18 protein-coding genes and 1 tRNA gene are annotated in these 20,273 nt (G+C 46.9%); all 19 read left to right on the top strand.

All coding sequences use genetic code 11. From position 1 onward, the window contains the following. Positions 1-11 precede the first annotated feature (11 nt). The 19 genes from sdhA to K6T22_RS12010 all read left to right on the top strand — a co-directional run bounded on the left by sdhA (position 12) and on the right by K6T22_RS12010 (position 20,249). Positions 12-1,775 (top strand): succinate dehydrogenase flavoprotein subunit, encoded by a 1,764-nt coding sequence (gene sdhA / locus K6T22_RS12100; protein ID WP_238237477.1) that lies wholly within the window; start codon positions 12-14, stop codon positions 1,773-1,775. Next, positions 1,775-2,581 (top strand): succinate dehydrogenase iron-sulfur subunit, encoded by an 807-nt coding sequence (sdhB, locus tag K6T22_RS12095; protein WP_023468986.1) that lies wholly within the window; start codon positions 1,775-1,777, stop codon positions 2,579-2,581. Before sdhA ends, sdhB begins: the two co-directional genes overlap by 1 nt. 56 nt (positions 2,582-2,637) lie before the next feature. Continuing rightward, positions 2,638-3,093 (top strand): acyl-CoA thioesterase, encoded by a 456-nt coding sequence (locus K6T22_RS12090; protein WP_238237476.1) that lies wholly within the window; start codon positions 2,638-2,640, stop codon positions 3,091-3,093. A 65-nt stretch (positions 3,094-3,158) separates the two neighbouring features. Beyond that, entirely contained in the window at positions 3,159-3,422 is a 264-nt protein-coding gene (locus K6T22_RS12085; RefSeq protein WP_012371023.1) for a phosphocarrier protein HPr, read from the top strand. Between the two features lie 86 nt (positions 3,423-3,508). Continuing rightward, positions 3,509-4,315 carry a glutamate racemase gene (gene racE / locus K6T22_RS12080; protein ID WP_238237474.1) on the top strand — a complete coding sequence of 269 codons (807 nt, stop codon included), beginning with the start codon at positions 3,509-3,511 and terminating at the stop codon, positions 4,313-4,315. After that, a complete protein-coding gene (rph, locus tag K6T22_RS12075) occupies positions 4,316-5,071 on the top strand; it encodes a ribonuclease PH (protein WP_238237472.1) in 756 nt (251 codons plus the stop codon). Further along, positions 5,068-5,661: an XTP/dITP diphosphatase gene (locus K6T22_RS12070; RefSeq protein ID WP_238237471.1), complete on the top strand. Its 594-nt coding sequence runs from the start codon at positions 5,068-5,070 to the stop codon at positions 5,659-5,661. The genes rph and K6T22_RS12070 overlap by 4 nt, the downstream gene beginning before the upstream one ends. A 5-nt stretch (positions 5,662-5,666) precedes the next feature. Beyond that, entirely contained in the window at positions 5,667-6,176 is a 510-nt protein-coding gene (locus K6T22_RS12065) for a metallophosphoesterase family protein (RefSeq protein ID WP_238237469.1), read from the top strand. A 73-nt stretch (positions 6,177-6,249) separates the two neighbouring features. Beyond that, positions 6,250-6,323, top strand: a tRNA-Arg gene (locus tag K6T22_RS12060). Between the two features lie 102 nt (positions 6,324-6,425). Continuing rightward, positions 6,426-6,950 carry a hypothetical protein gene (locus tag K6T22_RS12055; protein ID WP_238237467.1) on the top strand — a complete coding sequence of 175 codons (525 nt, stop codon included), beginning with the start codon at positions 6,426-6,428 and terminating at the stop codon, positions 6,948-6,950. Between the two features lie 27 nt (positions 6,951-6,977). Then, positions 6,978-7,964, top strand: a complete 987-nt coding sequence (locus K6T22_RS12050) for a hypothetical protein (RefSeq protein ID WP_238237465.1) — start codon at positions 6,978-6,980, stop codon at positions 7,962-7,964. Positions 7,965-8,074: 110 nt separating this feature from the next. Next, positions 8,075-9,367, top strand: coding sequence for a trigger factor (tig, locus tag K6T22_RS12045; protein ID WP_023468978.1), 1,293 nt, complete (start codon positions 8,075-8,077; stop codon positions 9,365-9,367). A gap of 234 nt (positions 9,368-9,601) precedes the next feature. Beyond that, a complete protein-coding gene (gene clpX / locus K6T22_RS12040; protein ID WP_023468977.1) occupies positions 9,602-10,867 on the top strand; it encodes an ATP-dependent protease ATP-binding subunit ClpX in 1,266 nt (421 codons plus the stop codon). Between the two features lie 69 nt (positions 10,868-10,936). After that, positions 10,937-13,246, top strand: a complete 2,310-nt coding sequence (lon, locus tag K6T22_RS12035; protein ID WP_053453983.1) for an endopeptidase La — start codon at positions 10,937-10,939, stop codon at positions 13,244-13,246. A gap of 1 nt (position 13,247) precedes the next feature. After that, complete coding sequence (gene yihA, locus K6T22_RS12030) at positions 13,248-13,829, top strand: ribosome biogenesis GTP-binding protein YihA/YsxC (protein ID WP_053453982.1); 582 nt, start codon at positions 13,248-13,250, stop codon at positions 13,827-13,829. Positions 13,830-14,012: 183 nt separating this feature from the next. Then, a complete protein-coding gene (locus K6T22_RS12025) occupies positions 14,013-17,060 on the top strand; it encodes a hypothetical protein (RefSeq protein ID WP_238237463.1) in 3,048 nt (1,015 codons plus the stop codon). Further along, positions 17,061-17,807, top strand: coding sequence for a response regulator (locus K6T22_RS12020; protein WP_238237462.1), 747 nt, complete (start codon positions 17,061-17,063; stop codon positions 17,805-17,807). It abuts the gene before it with no gap. Continuing rightward, entirely contained in the window at positions 17,777-18,826 is a 1,050-nt protein-coding gene (locus tag K6T22_RS12015) for a HEAT repeat domain-containing protein (RefSeq protein ID WP_238237461.1), read from the top strand. Before K6T22_RS12020 ends, K6T22_RS12015 begins: the two co-directional genes overlap by 31 nt. Then, positions 18,816-20,249, top strand: a complete 1,434-nt coding sequence (locus K6T22_RS12010; protein WP_238237459.1) for a glycosyltransferase family 2 protein — start codon at positions 18,816-18,818, stop codon at positions 20,247-20,249. Before K6T22_RS12015 ends, K6T22_RS12010 begins: the two co-directional genes overlap by 11 nt. Positions 20,250-20,273 lie beyond the last annotated feature (24 nt).

Genomic DNA, 20,273 nt, shown 5'->3' with positions numbered 1-20,273 from the left:
GAACTGACAACATGGCGAACAAGAATCTTGTCATCATCGGCGGAGGGCTTGCCGGATTGATGGCTACGATAAAAGCAGCGGAGCAAGGCGTACCAGTTAAGTTATTCTCACTCGTACCCGTCAAACGCTCACACTCTGTTTGTGCACAAGGCGGCATCAACGGAGCGGTCAATACGAAAGGGGAAGGCGACTCACCACACCAGCACTTTGATGACACGGTATATGGTGGGGACTTCCTCGCGAATCAACCACCTGTTCAAAAAATGGCGGAAGCCGCACCGAAGATCATTCATATGTTCGACCGGATGGGCGTCATGTTCAACCGTACACCGGAAGGGTTACTTGACTTCAGACGCTTCGGTGGAACATTGCACCACCGGACGGCATATGCTGGAGCGACGACAGGACAACAGCTGTTGTATGCACTAGATGAGCAGGTTCGTAAGTTCGAAGCGCAAGGTTTGGTAGAAAAATATGAAGGATGGGAATTCCTTCGTGCGATCATCGATGACAACGGCATTTGTCGCGGAGCGGTTTGTCAAAATCTCCGGACGATGGAAATCGAAGCATTCGCGGCTGATTCTGTCATCCTCGCGACAGGTGGTCCTGGGGTCATCTTCGGAAAATCGACGAACTCGGTCATTAACACAGGACAAGCAGCAGCTGCTGTCTATCGTCAAGGTGCGATCTATGCGAACGGTGAGTTCATCCAGATTCACCCGACAGCGATTCCTGGAGACGATAAGTTGCGTCTCATGAGTGAATCAGCGCGAGGAGAGGGCGGTCGTGTCTGGACGTATAAAGATGGTAAACCGTGGTACTTCCTTGAAGAAAAATATCCGGCATACGGAAACCTTGTTCCACGAGATATCGCAACGCGCGAAATCTTCGACGTCTGTGTTAACCAAAAACTTGGCGTTAACGGAGAGAACATGGTCTATCTCGATTTGTCGCATAAAGATGCGAAGGAGCTCGACGTTAAACTTGGTGGGATTCTTGAGATCTACGAGAAATTCGTTGGCGACGACCCACGAAAAGTACCGATGAAAATCTTCCCTGCCGTTCACTATTCAATGGGCGGATTATGGGTCGATTACGATCAAATGACGAACATCCCTGGATTGTTCGCAGCTGGTGAATGTGATTACTCGATGCACGGTGGGAACCGTCTTGGGGCAAACTCGCTTCTCTCTGCGGTGTACGGCGGAATGGTCGCTGGACCATCAGCAATCGCATACATGAACGAACTTGAGACATCTGTTCACGAGATGAACGAAGACGTCGTCGAATCGCATAAAATCGAAGAGATCAATCGTTTCAACGACATCTTATCGATGGAAGGTACGGAAAATGCGTATCAAATCCACCGTGAACTCGGAGAAATCATGACGGATAACGTCACGGTCGTTCGCTACAACGATAAGCTGGAAGAAACACTTACGAAAATCAAGGAACTTCGTGATCGTTTCACTCGCATCTCGGCAACGGATACAGCACGTTGGAGTAACCAAGGGGCATCGTTCATCCGTCAGCTCGATCACATGCTCGACCTAGCCGAAGCGATCACGCTCGGTGCCTTAAAACGTGACGAGAGTCGCGGGGCACACTATAAACCGGACTTCCCGGAACGTAATGATGAACAGTTCTTGAAGACGACGATGGCGCGTTATACGAATGGCCATCCAGAAATCTTCTATGAAGACGTCGACACGTCGTTGATTCCACCACGGAAACGCGACTACAGCAAGAAGTCGAAGAAAGAGGTGAAAGCATAATGGCGACACCACTCGAATCATCTACTACGCAAAAATCGGTTCAATTCATCGTTCAACGTCAAGATGGACCAGATGGTAAACCGTATGATGAAGCGTTTGAAATTCCGTACCGTCCAAACATGAACGTTATCTCTGCTTTAATGGAGATTCGTCGAAATCCTGTGAATGCAGCCGGTGAAAAAACAACACCGATCAACTGGGACATGGGTTGTCTAGAAGAAGTTTGTGGCGCTTGTTCAATGGTCATCAACGGTACACCACGTCAGTCGTGTACAGCGCTCGTCGATAAACTCGAACAGCCAATCCGCCTTCAACCGATGCAGACGTTCCCAATCGTTCGTGACCTTCAAGTTGACCGTCAGCGCATGTTTGATGCGTTGAAAAAGGTCAAAGCGTGGGTTCCGATTGATGGGACGTATGATTTAGGTCCAGGACCACGGATGCCAGAAAACAAACGTCAATGGGCATACGAGTTATCAAAATGTATGACATGTGGCGTATGTCTCGAAGCATGTCCGAACGTTAACGATCGTTCGACATTCATCGGACCGGCATCGATCTCACAAGTCCGTCTATTTAACTCACACCCGACAGGTGCCTTCCACAAGGAAGAACGTCTTGAGGCGTTGATGGAAGACGGTGGTATCATGCAGTGTGGTAATGCTCAAAACTGTGTTGAAGTTTGTCCAAAGGGAATTCCACTAACGACTTCGATCGCAGCGATGAACCGCCAGACGACACTTCACTCATTCAAGAAGTTCTTCGGTAGTGACGAAGGACGGACAGGTGAAGCGGTTAGCTCATGATTTATCAAAGAAGGAGCTTGCTCCTTCTTTTTTTATTCAGATAGGAGGAACTCATTGTGCGCGTACCAGCTTATATTCCAGAACTCGAGTCATGGCTTGAACAGATGAAACACGGAACGCGGCTTGACGTCGCCGTCCGATTCGCGGAGACCGATGCTTACGGTCATATGAATAACCGAGTACCATTCGTCTATTTCGAGGACGTTCGGACATTGATGTTAGAAGAAACCGGATATTCGCTTGCAGACGACGGGATCATCGTCGTTGCGGATGCCCAGTGTAACTACATTCGCCAAGTCTATCCACGGTCACGTCTTGCTGTCTATGCGTACCCGGTGAACGTCGGTAGTGCTTCGTGTGACGTTCATTACGCAGCGTTTGATGAGCAAGATGAACTGATGTTCACAGGACGGACATCGATGGTACAAATCGACCGTTCGGGGAAAGCATTCCCGTGGAGTGAAGCCTATAAAAATTCCTTGCAGAATCGATTCGAATCCGTTATCATTTGATAATGAGTTCACATATTCGAAAACGACTCACTAGTACGTTATTAGTGAAGGGAGATTTCTTAATCATGGAAAAAACATTCAAAGTCATCGCGGATTCAGGCATTCACGCTCGTCCGGCTACTCAGCTCGTCAACACAGCTTCTAAATTCCAATCAGACATCAACTTGGAATACAACGGAAAGACTGTCAACTTGAAGTCAATCATGGGTGTTCTTTCACTCGGAATCGCGAAAGATTCAGATATCAAAATCGTTGCAAACGGTGACGATGCTTCTGAAGCAATCACGACTCTTTCAGATATGCTGACAAGCGAAGGTCTTGCTCAGTAATCCTGTAATCGTACATTCTCGGACGCCGGTCTTGCACCGTCGTCCTTTTTTGTTACCATAAGGTAGAGAGAAAGAGGTGGAGAAGAGTGAATCGAGCGATTGGAGTACTGGATTCCGGAGTCGGTGGATTGACGGTCGCACGTGAACTGATGCGACAGTTGCCCCATGAGCGAATCATTTATGTCGGGGATACACTACGTTGTCCGTATGGTCCGCGCCCTGAAGAAGAGATTCGTGAGTTTACGTGGGAGATGATTGATTATCTCGTACAACAAGATGTGAAATTGATCGTAATCGCCTGTAACACAGCAACGGCTGTTGTTTTAAAAGAAGCGCGAGAACGTTTAAATATACCTGTCATCGGTGTCATTGATCCGGGGGCACGAGCGGCCGTCAAGGTGACGCGCACGAAACGGATTGGTGTCATCGGAACAAAGATGACGATTACAAGCAATTCTTACGAGAAGGCGTTACGCCACGTCGAAGGACAAGTCGTCGTTGAATCGTTGGCATGCCCGCCATTCGTTCCGCTCGTTGAGTCGATGCAGACAGACGGTGCGTACGTCGAACGTGTCGTTGCCAATACGTTACGCCCATTGATGAATTATGACATGGATACATTGATCCTCGGGTGCACCCATTACCCGCTCCTAGCAGACGTGATTGGACGGGTCATTGGACCAGGCGTCCAGCTGATCTCTTCGGGAGACGAGACGGCACTTGAGGTAGCAGCACTACTTGACTACAATACGATTTCAGCAGATGTGACACAAATACCGGAACATCGTTATTATGCAACAGGCGATATCCGTTCATTTGATCAGATTGCAACGGATTGGCTCGATCAGCCGATCCACGCAGAACGCATCGTGCTTGGAACGGAGGAAGATTAAATGCGAATAGACCAACGAACGGCGGATCGTCTCCGACCTGTTCAGTTATCGATTGATATCAATAAACACGCAGAAGGTTCGGTTTTGATTGAACTAGGCGATACAAAAGTCCTCTGTACGGCAACCGTCGAGGAGAAAGTACCACCATTCTTGCGCGGTAAACGCCAAGGCTGGATCAACGCGGAGTATTCGATGTTGCCACGTGCAACGGCACAACGAACAGCACGAGAAGCTGTCCGTGGTAAGCAGACGGGACGGACGATGGAAATCCAACGTCTGATTAGCCGCGCACTTCGAGCAGTCGTCGATTTAGAGAAGCTTGGGGAACGAACGATCTGGATCGATTGTGACGTCATTCAGGCAGATGGTGGCACACGGACGGCATCGATCACTGGTGGTTTCTTAGCACTCGTTCGAGCAGTCGATCAATTGATCCAAGCCGGGAAACTGACGGATACGCCAATCAAGGAAGGCATCGCGGCGATCTCGGTTGGAATCGTTAATTCAAATGTCTTGCTCGATCTTTGTTACGAAGAGGATGCTGCGGCTGAAGTCGACTTCAACCTTGTTATGACGTCGTCCGGTAAAATCGTCGAGATGCAAGCAACGGGAGAAGAGGCAACATTTTCTCGTCAAGAGATGCTCGATATGCTCGAACTTGGGGAAAAAGGTATTAAGGAATTGATTGAAGCCGGTCGTGAGGCACTCGGTGTGTCATGGTGGTATGTAGGAGAAGAAGTGGGGGAACATAGATGAAGATCATCGTTGCAACACATAACGCGGGTAAAGTGAAGGAACTCGAAAGCATGCTCGGGCGTCTTGGTTATACGGTCGAGTCGTTACTTGATCACGCTGATGCACCGGAAACGGATGAAACAGGTGAAACTTTCGAAGGAAATGCACTCTTGAAGGCAACGGAAGCTGCGGCGTACTTCGGTCATGCGGTACTTGCTGATGATTCAGGTCTTGAAGTCGATGCCTTAAACGGTGCTCCAGGTGTGTACTCGGCACGATTTGCTGGGCTTGAAAAGTCGGATGCGGCAAACAATGCCTTGTTACTTGAAAAATTACACGATCTACCGGAAGAAAAACGGACAGCACGTTTTGTTTGTGTACTTGCTCTCGCAAAACCAACAGGTGAGACATTGACGGTTCGCGGCACGATGGAAGGGCACATCGGTTTTGAGGCGAGAGGCTCGAACGGTTTCGGTTACGATCCGTTATTCGTCACGGAAAGCGGAAAAACTGCTGCGGAGTTGACGAAAGAAGAGAAAGCAATGATCAGTCATCGTGGCAATGCGCTGCGTAAACTCGAACAGGACTTAACTACTTTCTTAGGAGTGTGATGAAGATGAGAGCGTTGATCGTTAGTGATAGCCATGGACTAGAACAAGAACTGCTTACGATATTCGAACGTCACCAAGGCGTAGATTTGGCATTTCATTGTGGGGACTCCCAATTAACGCGCGACATCGAATCATTATATCCATATCGTGTTGTGCGAGGGAATTGCGATTATGGACACGATTTTCCGGAAGAGGTCATATCAGAAATGGATGGGCGTGCGGTACTTTGTGTCCACGGACATCGTCAGGACGTCAAGTACAGCCTAGATGTCTTGCAGCATCAGGCAAAGGAAAAGCAAGCCGACATCGTATTGTATGGTCATTCCCATGTTGCGAAGGCAGAATATCGGGATGGTGTGTTATTCATCAATCCAGGATCGATTCGGATGCCACGCCATCGACCAGATAAGACGTATGCGATTCTAGAAGTGAATCAAAACCGTTATTCTGTCGATTTTCTCGATATAAATGGTGACCCGGTAAACGCACTCCATTTGGACGGAACATTTTTGTAATAAAATAAATGCAATCTTTGTAATGTGATTGACACGAAAGAATTGTTCTAGTATAGTTTATTCGTGTTGACACGTCCCAATAGCTCAGCAGGATAGAGCAACGGCCTTCTAAGCCGTCGGTCGGGGGTTCGAATCCCTCTTGGGACGCTATAATTAAAATAGAGACTGCCCTCACGAGGGTGGTCTCTTTTTTTTATTCCGATTTTCGATTATAATTAAGGTATCATGAACTCGAAAGGGATGAATACGATGTGGAAGAAAGTTGGAGCAGTCCTAGTGCTAAGTACGTTTCTTGCTGGATGTAGTGAGATTTCAAATACAGTCGACGATGCAAAACAACAAGTGAATGATGTGAAGAATAGTGTTGATTATGCTGGAGAACTCCAAGGCATTGCGAAAGACACGGCACAAGTCACGTCAGATTTGTCCGCCTCTTTGAATGAAGCCGCTACAACAGCGCGTGAATCGGCGAATCCTGAACAAGCACTCGATCAACAAATCGAAAAGCTGAAGGAAAACGGAACGATTGATCAATTCAATCAAGAACTAGATCAAATCGATCAACGTTTAGCGGGGCTTGAAAATCCACCGCAAGAGTTGCAGAATTTAAGTGCAAAACTGGAGCAGTACGTCAATCAGTCGGAAGAAATCACACGATTGCTTGAAGCTGACGTCTCATTAGATACGTTGAATCGATTAGGAATCGAGCAGGCAGGACAACTTCAAGAAGCGATCACGAACTGGACGTCTTTACTCGATCCGTTTACAAAATAAGTAGTTCAGTAAAAGGAGTGTCGGAATATGGAAACATCGCGCTGGATGGAACATGAACTAGCAGCAGAACGAGCGCGGGTTGTCCGCTTGCCCGCTTCTGAACAAGAACAATTGATTGTCGAATTAGAGACAAACCAATTGACAGGAGAAGATGTCTTACACCGGCTTTACGTCATTCAACCGCTCTTATTGAACGACCGTGAACGATTTGAAACTGTAGCAGAACGATTTCTTGAAATCGAGGGTGTCGAGCAAGTGCTCGCACTCTTTCTTTATGAACTGGGAGAACGCTATCCGATGAAACTCGCATTGCGCTCGGCGTCGCCCTACTTACCGTATGGACTGGCACTTCGATTAGACGAGATCAAACAGCAGATGAGCGTTCGAGAACAAAAGACGTCTACGGTTCAGACGAATAATAGGACGCAGCGCCCGGTAGCGCCCGGAATAGAGCTGATGCATGTGTTACGACACGGGAGTTGGGTTGAACAGATGCGCTACCTGACAGGTGCTGAACTTGAACGGACACCTGCGCTCATGGAATACATCACAGACCAGTATCTTCATGCTCAAGAGACAGCACATCAAAGTCTACTCGTCATCGATCAGTTATTAGGAAGCGTCCTTGATCATTTGACATATCCGGCAATCATTCAGGTGCCACACGTAGATGTGTACTGGACGATCTCATCACGTCAAGATTTAGAGGAAGTGTTGCTTGCTCATCAACAGGAGCAACAAGCGTTACTCGCATCGATGCATATGCTACAACGAATGGACCCGTTTCGGGCGTTACTCGTCTTACGGTCGGATCAATTGATTCATCTTGAAGAACGAGAGCTGATTGGATCAGATATGGAGAATTGGTTCTCAGCGTGCGAAGAGCTCGCAGGTCTAACGTTTGAAACTGAAGATCCGGAACGCATCTTAAGTCCACTAGCGCAGCGATTATATCGAGCGTCACATATTCTTTATCCGGAAGTCATCGCATTCGAGCAAATTTACTTCGATTGAGACATCTGGAAACGATTCGTTCAACAGTGGTAATCGTCAGAACGATTGTGCTATAATGTGACTTGTTGTACACACATGTACGCTAATTGACAATTTTGGAGGGACTCAGCATGACTGCAAAATGGGAAAAACAATCAGGTAGCCTCGGCGTCCTCACGTATGAAGCGCCTGCTGAAGCATTTGATAAAGCGGTAGACCAAGCGTTCAAAAAAGTCGTTAAGACTTTGAACACACCAGGTTTCCGTAAAGGAAAAATGCCACGCGCAATGTTCAACAAAATGTACGGTGAAGAAGCACTGTACCAAGATGCACTCGATATCCTTTATAAGGACACAATCGAAGGTGCAGTCGTCGAATCAGGAATCGAGCCAATCGCGCTTGAAAACATCGACGTTGAAACACTCGAAAAAGGCAAGCCAGTAGAATTCAAAATCACGTTCGTCATCGAGCCAGAAGCTACACTCGGTGAGTACAAAGGTCTTGAGTACACAGCAGTTGAAACGAACGTTACTGACGAAGACGTCGACGCTGAACTCAAAACATTACAAGAACGCGGTGCAGAACTCGTCGTTAAAGAAGATGGCGTCATCGAGAATGGCGATACAGTCGTATTCGACTTCGCAGGTTTCGATGGGGAAAACCAATTCGACGGCGGAACTGCTGAGAACTACTCACTCGTCATCGGTTCTGGAAACTTCATTCCTGGATTCGAAGAGCAAATGGTCGGTTTAAAAACTGGCGAGCAAAAAGATCTTGAAGTGACATTCCCTGAGGAATACCACGAAGCATCACTCGCTGGAAAACCAGTTACATTCAAAGTAACAATCCATGAAGTAAAAGCTCAAGAGCTCCCTGAATTGACAGATGAGTTCGCTAAAGAGATGGATGAAGAAGTTTCTTCACTCGACGAGTTGAAAACAAAAATCCGTACACGTCTCGAAAACACACGTAAACAAGAAGCTGATGCTTCAATGCGCGATGAGTTAGTCGAAGCTGCTACGAAAAACGCAACAGTTGATCTTCCAGAAGTCATGGTCGAAAACGAAGTTGAGCGTATGGTTCAAGAGTTCACACAACGTATTCAATCACAAGGTATCGACCTCAACATGTACTTCCAGTTGACTGGAACGACAGAAGAGGCAATGCGTTCTGAAATGAAAGAGCAAGCGGAAGAGCGCGTTAAAGCACGTCTCGTCCTCAAGCAAATCGTTGCTGACGAAAAAATCGAAGTAACAGATGAGGAAACTCAAACTGAACTTCAATCAATGTCAGAACTCTACAACATCCCTGCAGATCAACTTGAAACGATGCTTGCACCACAAGGTGGTCTTGAAACGCTTAAAGGCGATCTTCAATTCCGTAAAGCTATCGATGTTCTCGTCGACAACGCAAAAGCAAAATAAGCCATTTCATGGTTTTCGATCGACTTCAAGCCCAATTTCTGGTCTTGGAGTCGATTTTTTTGTACGATAGGTCAAACAAGGACAAACAATCCTTGGTTCAGAACATCAAACTGTAAATCGGTCGTCCAGGATTTGAAAGACTTTCCTTGTTCATGCTACAATCATAAATAGTAAAACGTGAGACGGGATGCTACAGGCGTCCATACAATTTCCACGTTAAAGGGGTGGACCTTTATGTTTAAATTCAACGAAGAAAAAGGTCAGCTAAAATGTTCTTTCTGTGGAAAGACACAAGAACAAGTACGCAAACTTGTTGCTGGACCTGGCGTTTACATTTGCGACGAGTGTATCGAACTCTGCAATGAAATCGTAGAGGAAGAACTCGGTACAGAAGAAGAAGTTGAGCTAAAGAATGTTCCGAAACCGCATGAAATTCGTACGACACTTGACGATTATGTCATCGGTCAAGAGAAAGCGAAAAAATCGTTATCTGTAGCGATGTATAATCACTACAAACGAATCAATGCTGGTGGTCGCGCAGATGATGTCGAGCTCTCAAAATCGAACATCGTCATGATCGGACCAACAGGTAGCGGTAAGACACTTCTTGCCCAAACGATGGCACGTATCTTGAACGTACCGTTTGCGATTGCAGATGCAACAAGTTTGACGGAAGCAGGTTATGTCGGTGAAGACGTTGAGAACATCCTGTTGAAACTCATCCAAGCAGCGGATTACGATGTCGAGAAGGCTGAAAAAGGAATCATCTACATTGATGAGATCGATAAGATCGCTCGTAAATCAGAAAACCCGTCGATCACACGTGACGTTTCTGGTGAGGGTGTCCAACAAGCCTTGCTGAAGATTTTGGAAGGAACAGTTGCAAGTGTACCGCCACAAGGTGGACGGAAACATCCGCATCAAGAATTCATCCAAATCGATACGACGAACATCTTGTTCATCGTTGGTGGAGCGTTCGATGGTATCGATCAGTCCATCAAACGTCGTCTCGGTAAAAAAGTCATCGGCTTCGGAAACGATTCAGAGAACCGTAACCTTACACAAAAAGAAATTCTAGCAGCCGCATTGCCAGAAGATCTTCAAAAGTTTGGTTTGATTCCTGAGTTCATCGGTCGTTTGCCAGTCATGGCGACACTCGAGCCACTTGATGAAGAGGCACTCGTTCAAATCTTGACGAAACCGAAAAACGCCCTCGTTAAACAATATAAGAAAATGCTTCAACTTGATGATGTCGAACTCGACTTCACGGAAGATGCACTTCTTGAGATTGCGAAGCTCGCAATCGAGCGTAAAACAGGTGCGCGTGGTCTTCGTTCGATCATCGAAGAAACTATGCTAGATATCATGTTCGAAATCCCATCGCGTGAAGACATTGCGAAAGTCATCATTACAGCAGAAACGTTGACTGGTAAACGTGGTCCAACGCTTGAGTTGAAAGATGGTACAATTGAACATGGGAAAGAAAAAGAAACGGCGTAACACCGTGACAAATCGGCTCGGAGGCTACTTGTACGCCTTTCCGAGTCTTTTTGTTTAGGAGGAATTCGAATGAAGAAAAAACAATATCCACTTTTACCTTTACGCGGTGTCGTCGCGTATCCATTAATCGGGTTGACGATCGATGTCGGGCGTCCCGTGTCTTTAAAAGCATTACTAGCATCAAAGGAACACGAGATCGATCTCGTCGTCGTCACGCAACGTGATCCAGAAGCAGAGCCGTCTGTTGACGGATTGCATCAAGTTGGTACGCTCGTCCAAATCGCGAAGATGAGCGAACTCGGTAATGATACGGTTCGTGTCCGTGTCATCGGGAAGGAACGCGTCCGGATTGAAAACGTCGAAGAGACAGATGAAGGTTATCAAGCTGTCATCGAACCGATCGAAAAGATGGACATCAAAGGGGCAAAACAAGAAGCGCTCGTCCGTCTCATCAAAGAACAATTTGGTCAGCTCGTCTCTCGCATCAAAGGCATCGGAACAGATGAGCGTCGCCGCTTTGAGACATACGAACGTCTCGATTCATTGACAGACTATATCACGTCGAAGTTACCGATCGATATCTCGAAGAAACAGGAGTTCCTTGAACAACAAGATCCTGTCGAGCGAGGTTTGATGTTACTTGATGTCATGAAGCATGAATATGAAGTCGTCGAACTCGAACGTGAGATGCGTGAGCGGACGAAGAAGACGATCGAACAATCACAACGCGAGTATTACTTGCGGGAACAATTGAAGACGATTCAACAAGAACTCGGTGGCGAGTCCGCTTCTGTTGAAAGTGATGCGACGAAATACCGAGAACAGCTAGCGATGCTTGATTTACCAGAAACGACGGTTGCGAACGTCGAAAAAGAAATCAGTCGTTTAGCTGTCGTACCAGCGACAAGTCCGGAACATGGTGTCATTCGTAACTACCTCGAATGGTTCTTCTCGTTACCGTGGAACGAAGCAACGGACGATTTCTTGAACGTCTCAGCAGCTTCGGAACAGCTCGACGAGGATCATTATGGTTTAGAAAAGGTCAAAGAACGGATTCTTGAATATCTTGCCGTTCGTCAGTTGACGGATTCGCTACGTGGTCCGATTCTTTGTTTATCAGGTCCTCCGGGAGTCGGGAAAACATCACTCGCACGCTCCATCGCAACAGCGCTCGAACGGAAATTCGTTCGTGTCTCACTTGGTGGTGTACGTGACGAAGCAGAGATTCGGGGACACCGCCGGACATATATCGGTGCAATGCCAGGGCGAATCATTCGTGGCTTAAAACAAGCAGGAACGAACAACCCGGTCTTCTTACTCGATGAAATCGATAAGATGTCAAACGACTTCCGTGGCGATCCGTCGTCAGCAATGCTTGAAGTCCTTGATCCGGAACAAAACAACAGCTTCTCGGACCACTATATTGAAGAACCATTCGATTTATCGAACGTCCTCTTCATTGCGACAGCGAACGATGTCTCGAATATTCCAGGACCGTTGCTTGACCGGATGGAACTGATTCAGATCGGTGGCTATACGGAACAAGAGAAGACGGAAATTGCTGTTCGTCACTTATTATCGAAACAACTTGCTGAGCACGGCTTGAAAAAGAGTCAATTGACGGTCAAAGCAGATGCGCTAGAAGAAGTCGTCCGGCGCTATACACGAGAAGCAGGTGTCCGGAATCTCGAACGTGTTCTCGGATCACTTTGTCGCAAAGCAGCGAAACAAATTGCGATGGGTGAGAAGAAGCGCGTGACGGTGACGAAGCGTAATCTAGATGATTTCTTAGGCAAACCGATCTACCGTTATGGTCAAGGTGAGCTCGAAGATATGATTGGCGCAGTGACTGGTTTAGCGTATACTGCTTTTGGGGGCGATACGTTGACGATCGAAGTCAGCCTTGCTCCGGGTAAAGGAAAGTTGCAGCTAACTGGGAAACTCGGAGACGTCATGCAAGAGTCGGCTCAGACCGCTTACAGCTTCGTCCGAGCGAACGCGACTTCACTTGGCATTGAACCGAACTTCTACGAAACGCAGGATATTCACATTCACGTTCCTGAAGGTGCCGTACCAAAAGACGGTCCATCTGCTGGGATCACACTCGCGACAGCATTGATTTCCGCTTTAACAAAACGTCCGGTTCGCCGGGATGTCGGGATGACAGGTGAAATCACGTTGCGTGGACGTGTCTTACCGATCGGTGGATTAAAGGAGAAGTCACTCGCAGCACATCGTGCGGGCTTGACGACCGTTCTGCTGCCGCAAGACAATACGCGGGACATCGATGATATCCCGGAAAGCGTTCGCGCAGGAATGGAATTCATTCCGGTCGCGACGATGGAGCAAGTGCTCGAACATGCATTAAAAGGAGAGTAACATGAAAATTTATAAAGCTGATTTTATTACGAGTGGCGTCAATCCGGAACATTACCCGGAGCCATTGTTGCCAGAAGTGGCACTCGCAGGACGATCGAACGTCGGAAAGTCCTCTTTCATCAACAAATTGGTCCAGCGTAAAGCACTCGCGCGGACGTCTTCAAAACCAGGTAAAACGCAAACATTGAACTTCTTCAACATCAATGATGAAGTCATGTTCGTCGACGTACCAGGTTACGGGTATGCAAAAGTATCGAAGACGGAACGTGAAGCGTGGGGCAAGATGATGGAGAAGTACTTCACACAACGCGAAATTCTCAAAGGTGTCGTACAGCTCGTCGATATTCGTCATGATCCTTCTGCGGATGATGTGACGATGTATGATTTCTTGAAGTATTACGATCTACCGGTCATCGTCGTTGCGACAAAACTCGATAAAATCAAAAAGAGTCAACGCGATAAACATATCGCGGCAATCAAACGTAAGTTGCAATTTGACGGTCAAGATACCTTGATTCCCTTCTCATCTGAGACAGGAGAAGGCGTCGATGAAGCATGGGAAGCGATTTATCGCCTTCTGTAAAAAAACGAAACGTTCTGTTCTCCGACAATAGGAGAGCGGGACGTTTTTTTATTAGGGTTAAAGTAATCCAAAAGTATCAACTAATCATTTCCTTCCACCATTTTTGATTTCCATTATATGAACATCATTTGATTCACGTTACAATGATAGGAACAAATTGTTCTAGTGGGAGGCTATGCCAATATGAGGCGTTATAAATGGACGTTCGCAATCGTCGTCTTACTCATTCTGACACCATTTGCCATATGGTTCTTGAAGCAGGAAAAGACATTAAATATTGCGCTATTTGATTACACGAACGGAACAGAAGAGCGAGAGCATGCCGGAACGACGTGGTTATTGAATCACTTAAAGATCCGAAATGCGCAAGGGCAGGATTATGCGTATTCGGACTACATTAACCGGTATGATGGGACACAAGGTGAAAAAATGTTACAACAAGCCTCTAAAGCAGATGTGCTGTTGTTTACGGATACGTATGGAAAGTCATATGACGTCAACGGAAAAAAAGAACATCGTGGTGGCTTGACGACGGAAGACGTCGAGCTTGCGACCGAAGCGATATCGCAAGGGAAAACCGTCGTGGCGGAGTTTAATACAGCGGCAAGTCCGACGTCAGTCGAACGGTCCAATGCGTTCCGCCAATTGTTCGGAACGGCTTGGACAGGATGGATTGGTCGATTTTTCCCGGATTTAACAAAATTGCAAGGTCTTGAGAAAAATGTCGTGACGCAATTGAAAACACAAGCAAAAGAGAAAGAGTTCAAATTATCTGGACCGGGTTATGTCTTCATTAATGATTCGACCGAAAAGGCTTTTTTCGTCAATGATGACACGCCATTACTCTATAAATGGGATCGAAATAAAGGAAATGCAAAAGATGAAGTGCGCTATAACTACTGGTTCGAAATTCTAGAGCTTGATGGTGGCGAACAACAAGCTCATTTCTCTTGGAAGCCTTCGAAACAGACACAAGCGATGCTTCGGAAATATCAGTTACCGCTTGAGTTCCCAGCGTATGTCACGCAAGGAAGTGGACACTATTTTGCTGGTGACTACACGGATGTCGCGGATATCCCGCGCTACTATCGATACAGTGGGCTTGATTGGTTCCGTAAACAGTTCATCCTCGATAGTGCAGAGAGTGAATCAGCATTCTTTTGGAAGATTTATGCCCCGACTCTGACACGAATTCTAGAAGATACGAAACGTGTCTCGACGCAGGCTGCGAAAGTCAAACCACTCTCTCAAACGAAAGTCGGTAATCAAGAACTACGAACGCGAGCACGTGAAGGACAAGACACGCTTGAGATGTATCAAGATGGCGAATGGAAGCCGTATTTCGTCAAGGGCGTTAACGTCGGACTCGGTCGCCCGGGGGCATTTCCTGGGGAACATGCCATCAGTCGTAATGAATACGATCGTTGGCTAAAGGAAATCGGCGAGTTGGGTGTCAATACGATTCGCGTGTATACATTGCATCCTCCTGCTTTTTACGATGCCTTAAAAGCGTATAACGAACGAGCGAAACAACCGATTTATTTGATGCAAGGCATGTGGGTTGAGGAGAAGCCATTTGAAGAGTTGAAGAACGCTTTTGAGCCAGACTTCTTAAAGATGACGGATACGGAAGCCAAACGAATGGTCGATGTCATTCATGGAAATGCTGTCGTCAAAGAAGTTGTTGGTCATGCTTCAGGAACATATACTTCAGACGTCTCGCAATACGTTTCGGCGTTCGTTTTCGGAATTGAATGGTTACCGGAAGCAGTCGTTGAAACGAATAAAAAGAATAAAGGAACACGATTCGAAGGGAAATACGTGACGACGACAAAAGAAGCGTCACCTTTTGAATCATGGCTTGCTGGTCGAATGGACACAGCGACAGCACACGAAATCAAAGAGTACGGTACGACTCGACCAATCGGTTCAACGAACTGGCCGACGACGGATCCGTTGAAGCACCCGGAAGAGATTGAGGAAGAACAAGATCTCGTCTCAATCGACTTCAATCACTTGAAAGCAACAAAGGATTTCCCGGGTGGTTTGTTTGCGTCTTACCATATCTATCCGTATTATCCTTCTTTCATCAAGGAAGAGTACAGTCAAAAAGCAGATAAGGGATCAGAGTCTTACTCCCGCTACTTGAAAGAAATGAAGGACTATCATGATATGCCGTTACTCGTATCGGAATTTGGAATTCCAAGCTCTCGTGGGAAAACGCACCTTGGACCGAACGGTTTCGATCAAGGGCATGTTAGTGAAAAGAAACAAGGCGAACTTGTCGCGCAGCTCTATCAGGACATCAAAGACGTTAAGACAGCCGGCGGACTCGTCTTCATCTGGCAAGATGAATGGTTCAAGCGAACATGGAATACGATGGATTATGATGATGCGGATACCCGTCCGCGATGGTCGAATGTCCAGACGAGTGAACAACATTTCGGTATGCTTGGTTTCCTTCGTTCAGACATTGTCATTGACGGGAAACTGGATGATTGGAAAGGATATGCGCCAGTAGCTGAAAACAAGGATCAAGCGATTTATATGACTTCTGATGAGGCATATCTTTACTTGCGCATCGACCGGAAGAAAGCAGAGAAAACAACACTTGCACTGTCAACTAAACCAAATGATGGGAACACGAAAGTCGGTTCGTTAATGCTTGATGAAGGAGCCGAATACCGACTGACGATTGATAAGGCGGCACGCATCGATGTCGATGCCCGTTATGATATCTTCCGATACCACTATGGTTTGAAGATGCCGTTTGAGATGGTGAAACCACCATCTGATCAAAAAGATAGCGGAAAGTTCGTTCCGATTTATCAAATGCTTGATTATGCAAGACGAGACCCGGTAACGAAAAAAATCGTCAAACCCGCCGTCAAGTGGGATACAGGTGTTTTACATGAGGGAGAACCGGATGACATCTTAACGGATATCTCGGATGTCACGAAACCAACTGTCGAACTCCGTATTCCATGGATGGTCTTGAATATGCGTGACCCTAGTAAACACGAAATCATTGGGGACTTCTGGAAAGATGGACTCGAAGCGAAGATGATTACGGAGGGAATTGAAGTCACAGGTCAAGTCGGTACTACACGTATTCCAGAGAAGGATCGTGGTTTTTATAATTGGGCAGAGTGGACGAATCCGCAACAACGTGAAGAATTAAAACCTGTCTACGATACGATGAAAAAAGCATTCACTGAGGGAGGAAACTAAATGCGACGTGAAGAGATGTGGAAATTAATCCACCAGTCGTTTGAATCAACAAATCAAGATCGAGAGGTCAGTTCGACGATTGAATGGACGGAAGAAACCGTCCAACAATCGTCGACGAATACCTTATTCGTGCACACAGTTGGACAAATGCCGGAAACGGTCAATGGTCTGATCGAGGAAGGATGGTGTGTTCGAACGGACATCTCTTATGCCGATGTCGTTCTTGCGAGTGAACCTGTCGTCGAAGAGCGGATTCCTGTCGTGTATTTTAATACGGAGTCCTCCTTCTATGGATTAGAAAATGCACGTGAAATCCTACCGGCGACGCTATCACGGGAGCTCGTTCTCGATCGACTTGCTCGATACAAGAAAATCCATCAGATTGCTGATGTCGTCGTCGTGACGGAAGACCCACACATCCTTCGGATGATGGAGCGAGAACTGAAGGATCGATTTGAACGATTCGTGACGTTCGAACGAGCTGAGACGTTCCTCGATGCATATGTAGCAGACCGTCCATATTTGCTTGTGTTTACGTCAGCGTTACCCCGAGCAGATGGACTGGAATTATTACTACGAGCGAAACAACAAAGCATCGCACCATTTCAATCGATGATGATCTCGATGTATAACCGCGAACGCGATCACGTTCTTGCAATTGATCGAGGCGTTGATTACATCATGACACTTCCGCTAAAAATCGAAGAGTTCCGCGCATGGATCCGAAAAGTCGAGGATGGCCGATGATGCAGGCGATTCTAGTATTCATCGTCGTGCTAGTGCTCTTGCAAGGTGGAGCATTAGTCTATCTCGTCGTTCAAAAACGAAAACGCGCCAACCGCGAGCATGCACGGCGCGATTGGCAACTCGCCTTTCGAGATGACATCTACGACTATGCGACGGGCGAGCGACAGGATATGCCGCTGATTGAAAAAGAAAACGAGGATTTAGCTGAGCTTGAGCTATTCGCGTTGTCCAACTTGACAGCAACACCGGAGCATCTTGAACGGATAAAAGCATTCGTAGCTGCGAACATGCAAGGGTATTACGAACAACAATTGAAGCATCGCCGGATTGACCGTCGCCTAAACGCCTATGAAGCCGTCTCTCAATTCCGTTTGGGAGCAGTCGCGCCGATGATTCAATCACGATGGGGGAAAACGCTCGAGAAGGAAGAGAGTGATGTCATCGTCCGGACACTCGTCTCATTATCCCAACAAGATGCGATTGCGATTGCCAAACAAGAAAATGACATTAGCTTCTTTGGTGCGATTCTTGCGGTCGGACGTAGTCAAGACTTAGCAGAATGGGTGGCTGAGTTTGAAGAGTTGACCCTATCATTTAAGTTAGCGATTCTTCAGTTGATCTTCGACCGAGATGAGACGCGCTATATCGCGCTCGTCCGTGATAAGACAACAGATGAAAATCCAGAAATCCGTAAACGTGCGCTCCGCGCGCTTACACGAATCGGCCTTGAAGAAGACTGGGCATTATATGTCCCTTACTTGGAAGAAGAATCGAGCTGGGTTGAGCAAATGCTTGCCCTTCGTTTCTTAGAGCACGTCGTTCCAGAAGATGCGATACCAGCGATCTTGCCGTTTGTCGGCAGTCGTTCTTGGTGGGTCCGTACAGCAGCCTTTGATGCATTGCTCTCTTGTGGTGGGATTGAACAATTAGCTAAGGTCGCAAGTACACACCCCGACCGGTATGCGCGACAAAAAGCAACAGAACGGTTGGCAAAGGAGATGAAACATCATGTCGTCTGAGACAATCCAAGCCATTATTGAAGTCCTTTCATGGACTGTATTGATCTATATGCTACTCGTCATCGTGTTTTACTCGACGTTGTACTTGATTTCTGCTCAAATGGTTCGACGACAACGCTTCCGTCGAAAAGAGAGCTCGTATTTGCCACTGATGCGGTCACTCTATACACGCCCAGTCAGTATTCTTGTTCCAGCCTATAATGAAGAATACACGATCGTGTCGAGTGTTCAAGCATTACTTGCACTTGACTACCCGGAGCATGAGGTGCTCGTCATCAACGATGGTTCAAAAGACGGAACGATGGATGAACTGTTTCGTGCGTATGAGTTAGAAAAAGAAATTCAGTATCCACGTATCTTGATTGGTTCAAAACCAATCAAACAAGTCTATCGTTCGCGGATTGATAGTCGTTTGATCGTCATTGATAAAGAAAACGGCGGAAAGGCTGATGCCTTGAATGCCGGTATCGATCACTCGAGTTATCCGTATTTCTGTTCGCTCGACGCGGACTCGATTTTAGAGCGCGATGCTTTATTAAAAGTCATGAAGCCAATCGTTGAGTCAGATGAAGAAGTCGTCGCGACGTGTGGTTCGATTTTCCTCGTCAATGGTTGTACGATCGAAGGCGGCGAAATCGTCGAGATTCGAACACCAAAACAACGGATCGTCCTGATGCAGATGATCGAGTATTTCCGAGCATTCCTGTTCGGTCGCCTAGGACTCAGTCGTTTCAACATCTTATTGATCGTCTCCGGTGCGTTCGGCTTGTTCCAAAAGAACATCGTCGTGCAAGCGGGCGGATATAAAGAAGGACTTGTCGGTGAGGACATGGAGCTTGTCGTCCGATTACACCGCTACATGAAGGAAAACAAACTTGATAAACGAATCGAATATGTTCCGGCACCCGTTTGCTGGACACAGGCTCCAGAGTCGATGGAAGTGTTGCGTTCGCAACGGACACGTTGGCACCGTGGACTTGCTGAGACGCTATGGACTCATAAACGGATGATTGGTAATCCGAAATATGGTTCTGTTGGTAGTGTCTCGATGTTGTACTTCTTTTTGATTGAACTGCTCGGACCAATCGTCGAACTGATCGGTTATTTCATCATTCCGTTGAACCTGCTCGTTGGTACACTCAATTTTGAATTCGGGATTGTCTTACTCGTTGTCGCTTTACTCTATGGTTCCTTATTATCAGCGGGTGCCGTATTATTGGAAGAGTGGACGATGCATCGATTCAAGAACGTCAAGGAATTGATTCGTTTGTATCTATGGTCCTTAACCGAGTCGTTCTGGTACCGTCCGATTCTCGTCTTCTTCAAGTTAGGAGGATTGATTCAATTCTTGACGGGTCGCGGACACTGGGGACAGATGGAGCGCCAACGTCTTGAAGACGTCACCGAGGAAAAAGTCGGCTGACGAATAGGTGTGAGGGGGATATGT

It is taken from the genome of Exiguobacterium acetylicum (assembly GCF_022170825.1).
Classification (GTDB): Bacteria; Bacillota; Bacilli; order Exiguobacteriales; family Exiguobacteriaceae; genus Exiguobacterium_A; species Exiguobacterium_A acetylicum_B.
The sequence above is the reverse complement of the archived record's forward strand: the minus strand, read 5'-3'. Positions and strand labels throughout refer to the sequence as shown.